We start from the raw sequence: 10,195 nt of genomic DNA on the forward strand, positions 1-10,195 counted from the left end.
ACGTCCTTGTGAACTGTCCGGTCATCCTACAGAAAGCACGCTTCGGCCTGTGCGGTCGGCATGCGGCGCACGCCATGGGGCCTTCGGAAGCAGCCCCCTCCACGGCCAAGGCCCGAACCACCGCCCCACCGGCCATTCCCGATATTGCACCCGAAATCGTTCCAAGCAGGTCGGCCGGGAAACTCAGGGCGACCTAACCCCATCACGGTCACCAGAGAGATTGCCAGAGTGATCGGGCGATTCGTGCAGCACCATATATGCCCTGTCATTGCCCCTTCATGCTCCACGGACTATATCGCGCACCATGTCTTCCATCCGCCCTTGGCGCACTATCGAGCGCCGCCAGTCCCGCCAGATCATGGTCGGCAACGTCCCCGTAGGCGGCGATGCGCCGATTACCGTGCAGACCATGACCAATACGCCGACCGAGAATGTGGGCGCGACGATCGATCAAATCCGCCGCTGCGAGGATGCGGGCGCGGATATTATTCGCGTTTCCTGCCCGACGGCGGAATCGACCGAGCATTTCGACAAGATCACCAAGGCGGCTGGCGTCCCGATCGTCGCCGACATTCATTTCCACTATAAGCGCGCGCTCGAGGCCGCCGACAAGGGCGCGGCCTGCCTGCGCATCAATCCGGGCAATATCGGCAGCAGCGAGCGCGTGGCCGAGGTGGTCCGCGCGGCCAAGGCCAATGGCTGCGCGATCCGCATCGGAGTGAATGCCGGTAGCCTGGAAAAGGACCTGCTCGAAAAATACGGCGAGCCCTGCCCCGAAGCGCTGATCGAAAGCGCGCTCGACCACATCAAGCTGCTGCAGGACCACGATTTCCACGAATACAAGGTGGCGGTGAAAGCCAGCGACGTGTTCCTCGCGGTAGCCGCCTATCACGGGCTGGCCGAAGCGGTCGATTGCCCGCTGCATCTCGGCATTACCGAGGCGGGCGGCCTTGTCGGCGGGACGGTGAAGAGCTCGATCGGGATCGGCAGCCTGCTGTGGGCGGGCATCGGCGACACGATCCGCGTTTCGCTCTCTGCCGAGCCCGAGCAGGAAGTGAAGGTCGGCTACGAGATTCTGAAAGCCCTAGGCCTGCGCACACGCGGCGTCCGGGTGGTGTCCTGCCCGAGCTGTTCGCGCCAGGGTTTCGATGTGATCCGCACGGTCGAAACGCTCGAAAAACGGCTCGAACACATCAAGACGCCGATGAGCCTCTCGGTGCTCGGTTGCGTGGTCAACGGCCCGGGCGAAGCGCGCGAGACCGATATCGGCATCACCGGCGGCGGCAATGGCAAACACATGGTCTACCTCTCGGGCGTGACCGACCACCATGTCCAGTCGGACGACATGCTCGACCACATTGTGAAACTGGTGGAAGAGAAAGCGGCACTCATCGAGGCGGGCGAGGCGGTGGCCTTCGATCCGCATGCGAGAGAGGCGGCGGAATAGCAATGCGTTGCATCGCTGCCGGTTTGGCGCTGCTTTTGGCAGCGTGTTCCCACACACCAGCACCCCAAGCGTCTCACCATCCCGAAGCGCGGGCTTACGATGCCCAGCTGGATGCAACCGCCGCCGTGGATTCGGCACTGGCGCGGGCGGGTGAACGCGATACCAAAGTGCTGCTGGTCATGGGCGCAAACTGGTGTCACGACAGCCGGGCACTGGCCGGCCTGCTCCAAACGCCGCGCTTTGCGGAACTGATCGACGAACATTTCGAACTGGTCATCGTCAATGTCGGAATGCCGCAGACCGATGACGGCCACAATCTGCACATCGCCCGCCGTTTCGGTCTCGAAGCGCTGCCGGGCACGCCCAACCTGCTGGTGATCGATTCGCAGGGGACGCTGGTGAACGCAGAAACCGCCACCACCTGGCGCAATGCGGCAAGCCGGGATGCCGACGCAATCTATGCGGAGCTGCTGGGCTTTACCGCGATTTAACACCGCCTTGGGCATAGTCCGCCATCATGCGGGAGATCGCCTTTCTTGCTATTGCCATCATGACCTTCGCGGGCGCAGCGTTGATGCCCGATGGCCCGATGGATTTCGCCACCGAAGGCGCGCCCGCCGACGCGGCCGTCGCCGACACGGCCGCGTACACCGCGAGCGATAAGCAATCGGGCGACACCGACAGCTATGCCGCATGGGTCGCGGGTGCGACCGAACTGCCGCGCGCGGTCGATGGGCATTTCTATGCCAATGCTACCGTCAATGGTGCGAGTTTGGAGTTCCTCGTCGATACGGGCGCGAGCGTGATCGCGCTGACCGGCGCCGATGCGCGGGCGGCAGGTCTGTTTTGGTCCGCTGCCGATGTCGCCCCGGTTGCCCGCGGCGCCTCGGGTCCGGTGCATGGAGTAGAAGTGTCGCTGGATAGGGTGACTCTGGGCGGCCACGAGGCGCGCAACGTCCGCGCTGTCATCGTGCCCGATGGTCTTGCCGTCTCGCTGCTCGGCCAGAGCTTTCTGACCACCATCCAGCCGGTACGGATCGAGGACGACCGCATGGTGCTGGGCGAATAGCCAGACCGGCCGGGCGCAATGTTCATGGCATCGTCAGTCGCTCCCTGCTAAGGAAATTATCGATGAAACGCCGCGATCTTATCAAGAGCACTCTTGCTGCCGGAGCAGTGGCAGCCCTTCCCACGCGCCTGTTTGCACAGGTCAATCCCACTTCTGCGCGCGATGCGAAGCTGATGGCGATTGCTCGCGCTGAACTGGAAAGGGTCGGATCGAAAGTCTGGCGCAAGGATATCGTCGGGATCGCCGATTTCGGGCTCCATTCGGCAAGCAAGCGCTTCCATTTCGTCGATCTCGAGAACGAACGCGTGGCGAGCTACCACGTCAGTCATGGCACCGGCTCGGATGGCGAACACGATGGCTGGCTCAAGCGCTATTCGAATATCGAAGGCAGCGAGGCTTCCAGTCGTGGCGCTTTCATGACGCGCAGTTGGTATGTCGGACGTTATGGCACCTCGATCCGGCTCGACGGGCTCGACCAGACCAATTCCAACGCCCTACCGCGCGCCATCGTGATGCATCAGGCGAATTACGCCACGCCCGAGCATGTCGACCGCTGGGGGCGGCTCGGCAGGTCCAACGGTTGCTTTGCCATGGGTCCGGAACAATTCGACCGCGCGCTGATCGATTTATCGGGCGGGCGCCTGCTCGTCGCGGGAAGCTACGGCCTGGCCGAAGACGGCACTTCAACCACTCCCCCGGTCGCCCAGTACGATTTGCTGCGCCGCGAGGATGGCACGACCTTCAGCCGCACCAATCCCGGCGTTTTCTAAAGGCCCTTAGCTGGTCTGCAGGTCGTCGACGATCTCGATGACCTCTTCGCTCGTTTCCCGCGCGCGCTCGCGCTGGCGCGGGGCATCGAGCGCAGCCAGAACCGGCGCGTCGCGGCCATAGATATCGTCGAACTGACGCAGCTCTCCGTTCACATCCACGCCATAGGTGAAATAGGTAATGTAGGCGGGCCACTGCTTTTCCATCGGATAGCGCGTGTATTTGCGCGATGCTGTGATTTCCGACACTTCCTGCTGGATCACGGGCAAGTCTTCGCGGCTGTCGGCATTGCCCAGCATGGCCATCGTCATCGCCAGCTCGCGCGCACCCTGCACCCGGATGCAGCCGTGGCTCAGGGCGCGGTTGTCGCGCGCGAACAGTGCCTTGGCGGGCGTGTCGTGGAAGAAGATCGCATGCGGATTGGGCATATCGAGCTTCATCAGCCCGAGCGAATTGCCCGGCCCCGGTTGCTGGACCACGGTGATCCAGCCATTGGCGCCCTTGGTCGCCTTGTAACCATTGGCCCGCGCCCAGCCGGGATTGTTCAGAACCTTCGCGCCCAGCCCTTCGCCTTTCACGATCGATTGCGGCACCGTCCATGTGGGGTTGAAGATGACCGCCTCGACCATTTCGGCGAGTTGCGGTGTCGCCGTGCGACCGGGCTTGCCGACCACCACGCGGTAGTGCTTGATGATCTTGTCGTTCACCGTCAGCCGCAGCTGGTATTCGGGAACATTCGCCAGAAGGTACTGCTTGCCCAGATCGCGCGCGAGCCAGCGCCAGCGATCCATATTGGCCCGGATCAGCTTGCGTTTGGCCGGATCGGTCGTGACCGCGAGCTCTTCCTTCAGGCGCGCATAGTCGGGTGAAACCGGATTGAGCGCCGTTAGCGTGCCCGCGATATCGCCGCTCTCGACCGCCGCTTCCAGCAAGCGGTGCGATGGCAGGACATCGGGATCCGGATCGACGACGAACCACTGACGGCGCGCATCCATGGGCGTCCGACCATCGCGCAGGTCTTCCACCAGCCACACGAAGATTTCGCTCGCCATCTCGTTGAGCGCCGCACCTTCGCCACTGTCGATCGCCATGCGCAATTCAGCGGGGCGGTAGTCGGAAGGCACGAGTCCCTCGGCCTCGACCGTGGGAATGAAAGCGAGCAGATCCCGGGCCTGGGCAATGCTCCATTCGCGGACGAGGACCGGCAATTGCTGGACGATCTCGCCACGCTCCATGCGGATATCGTCGAAGCTTTCATCGACACTTGGCTGCGCCGCCGGGCGGGGTGCGTCGGCAGTATAATCGGGAAGCTCTTCGGTGACTTTTTCCGGTTCAGGCGGAAGAAGGTTTTCCGGGGCACTATCCTGCGCCAGAACCGAGGTCGCGCAGAGCGCCGCACCCATTGCGGTGCCGATAATTAGACGAAAGCGTGTCATAAGTCCTACCAAATGCGCCCCGCGCACATGCGGCGCGCGCGGCGTGACGTTACAGTACTCGGTTGCGCAGCGCCAATCCAGTACGATGGCTTTCGCAAGGCTGAATTGGCAGTGACGTCGGTCGTTTGGCCGGATAGGGCGGCCCGGTGAACCGCAACCATGTCCTTCTCCCCATGGCGATGGCCACCCTGGCGGTTGCCAGCCTTTCGCTGATGGACGCCTATATGAAAAGCGCCGCCTTGGCGGTGGGAGCACTTACGGCCGCCTGGCTCCGCTCGGCCATCGCGACCGGTATAGCCCTGCCCCTGTGGCTGGCGCGTGGCCGGCGGTGGCCCGATAGGCAAGTGCTGAAACTGCATCTCCAACGCTCGGTGGTTGCGACCTTCATGGCGCTGACGTTCTTCTATGCAATCACCAAACTGCCCCTCGCCGAAGCGATCGCAATCAGCTTCGTCGCGCCGCTGATCGCGCTCTACCTGGCACGCGTTCTGCTGGGCGAGACGATCAGCCGACAGGCCGTGATTGCATCGCTTCTCGGTTTTGCGGGAACGCTGGTGATTATCGGCGGAAAGATGGGCCAGTCCGATTTCGACCGAGATACCGCACTCGGCCTCGCGGCCATCCTCGTTTCCGCGTTGCTGTATGCCTACAGCTTCATCCTGATCCGCAGGCAGTCTCAGGTTGCTGGCCCAGCAGAGATCGCGACATTTCATTCAGGTGTGTCGGTCATCCTGCTCGGCCTTGCGGTCCCGTTCCTGTTCGAGATGCCCGACCGCAGCACATTGGTAGACCTCACCGCAGCTGCGGTTCTGACAGTCGCAGGCGCCATGGCCTTCGCCTGGTCCTATGCCCGCGCCGAGGCGCAAGTGCTGGTCCCACTGGAATATTCGGGGTTCTTATGGGCTTCGCTGTTCGGTTGGATCTTCTTCACCGAAAAGCTCACTACGCCAACGATCATTGGCACGGCGATCATTGTCGCGTCATGCTGGGTAGCGGCGCGCAAACCACGCGCCCCGACGACCGGCCGCCGGATTTAGCGACTCTGCTCGACTTCGGCCGCCTGCACCGGCTGATCGGCGAAAGTGAAGGCAGCGGTAAAACAGCCTGCAACGCCAAGCACGGCTGCGAGAACAGCGACGCGAAGCGAACGATGCGGGCTATCACCCAATTCCAGAAGCGAAGACATTGTTAACTCCATCCTTCAGACCGTGCTGCCCGATGCGGCGCACCTGCCCTGATTTTGCCTTAATAAGCGCTGAAACCGGTCCTAGGTTCCCCAATTGGTCTATGTTGCAGTGCCGCACTCTTGATTTTTTCGGCGTTCCGGCGCAGGTGCGCGGCACATTCTACCGCCCTGCCCATTGGTCGGGTGACGGCCCTCAACTGAAAGGACAGATGCGCGCATGACCCAGGTCGGCAAGGACACGCTCGGAACCCGCTCCACCCTAACCGTGAACGGGAAGGACTACGCTTATTATTCCTTCGCCAAGGCGGAGAAGACGATCGGCGACGTGTCGAAGCTGCCCTTCAGCCTCAAGGTCCTGCTCGAAAACATGCTGCGCTTCGAGGATGGCGGCTTCACCGTTTCGACCGACGATGCCCAGGCGATCGCCGACTGGCAGAAGAACCCCGCGACCGGCAAGGAAATCCAGTACCGCCCAGCGCGCGTGCTGCTGCAGGATTTCACCGGCGTTCCTTGCGTGGTCGATCTGGCCGCGATGCGCGACGCGATTTCCAAGCTTGGCGGCGATACCGCCAAGATCAACCCGCAGGTGCCCGTCAACCTCGTGATCGACCACTCGGTCATGGTCGACGAATTCGGTCACCCCAAGGCCTTCGAAAAGAATGTCGAACTCGAATATGCCCGCAATGCGGAGCGTTACGACTTCCTTAAATGGGGCTCGAAGAGCTTCGAAAACTTCTCCGCCGTGCCTCCGGGCACCGGCATCTGCCACCAGGTGAACCTCGAATATATCGGCAAGGGCGTGTGGTCGACCGATGACCAGGACGGTAACGCGGTCGCCTATCCCGACACCTGCGTCGGCACCGACAGCCACACCACCATGATCAACGGCTTGGGCGTGCTTGGCTGGGGCGTGGGCGGCATCGAGGCCGAAGCCGCCATGCTTGGCCAGCCGATCTCGATGCTGATCCCCGAGGTCGTCGGCTTCAAGCTGACCGGCGAAATGGCCGAAGGGGTCACCGCCACCGACCTTGTGCTGACCTGTGTGCAAATGCTGCGCGAAGTCGGCGTGGTCGGCCGCTTCGTCGAATTCTACGGCGAAGGCGTTGCCAAGCTCAGCCTCGCCGACCGCGCGACGATCGCGAACATGGCACCCGAATACGGCGCGACCTGCGGCTTCTTCGGCATCGACGACAAGACGCTCGAATATATGCGTCTGACGGGCCGCGACGAAGAAACCATCGCGCTGGTCGAAGCCTATTCGAAGGAACAGGGCATGTGGTTCACACCCGAGAACGAGCCGGTGTTTACCAAAACGCTCGAACTCGACGTGTCCAAGGTTGTGCCCAGCCTCGCCGGTCCTAAGCGCCCACAGGACCGCGTCGCGCTGCCTGAGGTGGACGAGCTCTTCAATGGCGATCTCAAGTCGATCTACAAGAAGGATGCTCCCGCCCGCGTCGGTGTCGATGGCAAAGACCACGACATCGGTGATGGCGACGTGGTGATCGCCGCGATCACCAGCTGTACCAACACCTCCAACCCGGACGTGCTGATTGCCGCCGGTCTCGTCGCCAAGAAGGCGAACAAGAAGGGTCTCAAGCCCAAGCCTTGGGTAAAAACCAGCCTCGCACCAGGTTCGCAGGTCGTCACGGACTATCTCGAAAAGTCGGGCCTGCAGGACGATCTCAACGATCTCGGCTTCGATCTCGTAGGCTATGGCTGCACCACCTGCATCGGCAACTCAGGCCCGCTCGCCCCGCCGATTTCGAAGGCGATCAACGGCAACGACATCGTCGCCGCCAGCGTCCTTTCGGGCAACCGCAACTTCGAAGGCCGCGTGTCGCCCGATGTGCGTGCCAACTTCCTCGCCAGCCCGCCGCTGGTCGTCGCCTACGCGCTCAAGGGCACCGTGACCGAGGACATCACCGAAACGCCGATCGGGCAGGACCAGGACGGCAACGACGTGATGCTCGCCGATATCTGGCCGACCAATGACGAGGTGCGCGAACACCGCGCCGCCAATATCGACCGCGAGATGTTCGTCACCCGCTACGCCGATGTCTACAAGGGCGACGAACACTGGCAGGCGATCAATGTCGAGGCCAGTGACACCTATCGCTGGAACCCGACCAGCACCTATGTCGCTTCGCCGCCCTTCTTCGAAGACATGGAAATGACGCCTGCGCCGGTGACCGACATCACCGATGCGAAGCCGCTCGCGATCCTCGGCGATTCGGTTACAACCGACCACATCAGCCCGGCGGGTTCGATCAAGGAAGACAGCCCTGCAGGCTCCTATCTGCAGAGCCACCAGGTCGCGAAGCAGGACTTCAACTCCTACGGCTCGCGCCGCGGCAATCACGACGTGATGATGCGCGGCACCTTCGCCAACATCCGCATCAAGAACGAAATGGTCCCCGGGATCGAAGGCGGCGTCACCACCTACAAGGGTGAGCAGATGCCGATCTACGACGCGGCGATGAAGCACAAGGAAGACGGCACGCCGCTGGTGGTCGTCGCGGGCAAGGAATACGGCACCGGCTCCAGCCGCGACTGGGCGGCCAAGGGCACCATCCTGCTGGGCGTGAAGGCGGTCATCGTCGAAAGCTTCGAGCGTATTCACCGCTCGAACCTGATCGGCATGGGCGTGCTGCCGCTGCAGTTCAAGGACGGCGACACCCGCAACAGCCTCGGCCTCAAGGCGACCGACAGCTTCACCATCAAGGGGCTGGCGGACCTGAGCCCGAGCCAGGATGTCGAAGTCGAAGTCACCCGCGAAGACGGCTCGACCTTCAGCTTCACCGCGCTGTGCCGCATCGATACGGCGAACGAGATGGAGTATTACCGCAATGGCGGCATCCTCCACTACGTGCTCCGGAAACTGGCGGCCGCATGATGCGGCATGCGCTCCTCGCGGGATTGGCGGCGACCATGCTCGGCGCCTGTTCCGCGCAGGCGCGCCCGGCCGACGACGATGTGGCGGAAGCGCCCGCCCGCGCCGTTGTCGAAACGATCGCCCCGGGCACTCTGGCCACCAGGATCGCCGCAGGCGAGCCGATCCAGCTGATCGATGTCCGCACGCCCGAAGAATTCGCCCAGGGCCATCTGGCAGGCGCGATCAACATCCCGCTCGGCGAATTCGATCCCGAAGCCCTGCCCGACCCTCGGGGGAGCGAACGCATACTCTATTGCCGGTCAGACCGCCGCTCGGGCATCGCCGCAGAACGGCTGGCCGCCGCATCGGGTATGGCCGCCCTGCATCTGGATGGCGGCATCCTTGCCTGGGAGGCCTCCGACTTTCCGGTAGAGCGTGACTGACCCCGCCTTACCTGGAGCGGCAACCGGCGCAGTGCGCGCCTGACATGGCTCTGGTCGAATATCTGGCCAAGCTATTGGGTCGCGAGGAAATCGACCCGCAGGCCGATCCGATCGTCATGCGGGAAATCGGCGAAAATGTGCGTCGCCACGCGATGAGCAATCCGCGCCTGGAACCGGCCGGGGGCGACAAGGCGGACATGTTCCTCATGCGCGATTTTCTGTCCGTGCAGCAATGTCGCGAGCTCATCGCGATCATCGACAGCCGGATTCAGCCTTCCGCCCTGTTCTCGGAAAAAGTGGCGCCGAGGGGCCGGACGAGTTCGACTCATTTCTTCGCGCAGGGATTGCCCGCAACGGAAAAGCTCGCGGCAAAAATCGGCGAGGTGACTGGCCTGGATCGACGGCATGCCGAACCCTTGCAAGGGCAGAGATATCGCGAAGGCGAGGAATACCGCCACCACCGGGACCATTTTCGCCTCGATCGGCCACATTGGCAGGTCGAGCGGCGGCGCGGCGGGCAAAGAAGCTGGACCGCGATGGTCTATCTCAACGCAGTCGAGGCGGGTGGCGAAACCGAATTCCCGGAACTCGATCTGAAGATCGCGCCCGAAGCAGGAATGCTGCTCATGTGGGACAATATGGACCGCAAGGGCCGTCCCAACCGCGCGACGCGCCATGCCGCGCTACCCGTGGAAGCGGGGACCAAATATGTCGTGACGCAGTGGTACCGCCAAGGCGCATGGAGCCTGCAACAGCGCGACTAAGCTACGGTCGCAGGCAATTTCCTCACGCGCCGCGTTTGATCCGAAACTTGCGACGGCCGAGAATCGCGGCGGCCGCCATACCGAACAGCGCCATCATCGGCGGAGCCGGCACGTCGGTCCCGCTGCTGCTGCCCGAGCTGGAGGTTGAGCTGGAGCTCGACGTGCTGGTCGAGGAGGAACTCGAGGTCGAGGTGGAAGACGACGATGAGC

The 10,195-nt window shown here is 62.9% G+C and carries 11 protein-coding genes; 8 read left to right on the plus strand and 3 right to left on the minus strand.

Annotated elements, in window-relative coordinates; translation table 11 throughout:
• The first annotated feature begins 304 nt into the window (after window positions 1–304).
• From ispG to L5849_RS13940, 4 genes are all read left to right on the plus strand, one after another.
• Entirely contained in the window at window positions 305–1,447 is a 1,143-nt protein-coding gene (gene ispG / locus L5849_RS13925; RefSeq protein WP_236926067.1) for a flavodoxin-dependent (E)-4-hydroxy-3-methylbut-2-enyl-diphosphate synthase, read from the plus strand.
• Between the two features lie 2 nt (window positions 1,448–1,449).
• Window positions 1,450–1,938: a thioredoxin family protein gene (locus L5849_RS13930; RefSeq protein WP_236926068.1), complete on the plus strand. Its 489-nt coding sequence runs from the start codon at window positions 1,450–1,452 to the stop codon at window positions 1,936–1,938.
• 26 nt (window positions 1,939–1,964) lie between these two features.
• A complete protein-coding gene (locus L5849_RS13935) occupies window positions 1,965–2,516 on the plus strand; it encodes a TIGR02281 family clan AA aspartic protease (RefSeq protein ID WP_236926069.1) in 552 nt (183 codons plus the stop codon).
• Between the two features lie 62 nt (window positions 2,517–2,578).
• A complete protein-coding gene (locus tag L5849_RS13940; RefSeq protein ID WP_115415833.1) occupies window positions 2,579–3,286 on the plus strand; it encodes a murein L,D-transpeptidase catalytic domain-containing protein in 708 nt (235 codons plus the stop codon).
• Between the two features lie 6 nt (window positions 3,287–3,292).
• Here L5849_RS13940 and L5849_RS13945 read toward each other — a convergent pair whose 3' ends face one another.
• Window positions 3,293–4,720: a L,D-transpeptidase family protein gene (locus L5849_RS13945; protein ID WP_236926070.1), complete on the minus strand. Its 1,428-nt coding sequence runs from the start codon at window positions 4,718–4,720 to the stop codon at window positions 3,293–3,295.
• 146 nt (window positions 4,721–4,866) lie between these two features.
• On the opposite strand from L5849_RS13945, the gene L5849_RS13950 reads away from it, so the two are divergent.
• Window positions 4,867–5,757, plus strand: coding sequence for a DMT family transporter (locus tag L5849_RS13950; RefSeq protein WP_236926071.1), 891 nt, complete (start codon window positions 4,867–4,869; stop codon window positions 5,755–5,757).
• On the opposite strand, the gene L5849_RS13955 is transcribed toward L5849_RS13950, so the two are convergent.
• Window positions 5,754–5,906: a hypothetical protein gene (locus L5849_RS13955; protein ID WP_162814842.1), complete on the minus strand. Its 153-nt coding sequence runs from the start codon at window positions 5,904–5,906 to the stop codon at window positions 5,754–5,756. The two genes, L5849_RS13950 and L5849_RS13955, sit on opposite strands and share 4 nt — an antisense overlap.
• Window positions 5,907–6,123: 217 nt before the next feature.
• Between L5849_RS13955 and acnA the strand changes: the two genes are divergently transcribed.
• From acnA to L5849_RS13970, 3 genes are read left to right on the plus strand one after another with little or no spacing between them, the layout of a single operon-like run.
• Entirely contained in the window at window positions 6,124–8,799 is a 2,676-nt protein-coding gene (acnA, locus tag L5849_RS13960; RefSeq protein WP_236926072.1) for an aconitate hydratase AcnA, read from the plus strand.
• Window positions 8,799–9,221, plus strand: coding sequence for a rhodanese-like domain-containing protein (locus tag L5849_RS13965; RefSeq protein ID WP_236926073.1), 423 nt, complete (start codon window positions 8,799–8,801; stop codon window positions 9,219–9,221). Before acnA ends, L5849_RS13965 begins: the two co-directional genes overlap by 1 nt.
• A gap of 44 nt (window positions 9,222–9,265) precedes the next feature.
• Window positions 9,266–9,985, plus strand: a complete 720-nt coding sequence (locus L5849_RS13970; protein WP_236926074.1) for a 2OG-Fe(II) oxygenase — start codon at window positions 9,266–9,268, stop codon at window positions 9,983–9,985.
• Between the two features lie 22 nt (window positions 9,986–10,007).
• Here L5849_RS13970 and L5849_RS16170 read toward each other — a convergent pair whose 3' ends face one another.
• Window positions 10,008–10,082, minus strand: a complete 75-nt coding sequence (locus L5849_RS16170; RefSeq protein WP_370459234.1) for a hypothetical protein — start codon at window positions 10,080–10,082, stop codon at window positions 10,008–10,010.
• Window positions 10,083–10,195 lie beyond the last annotated feature (113 nt).

It is taken from the genome of Erythrobacter sp. SN021 (genome assembly GCF_021864455.1).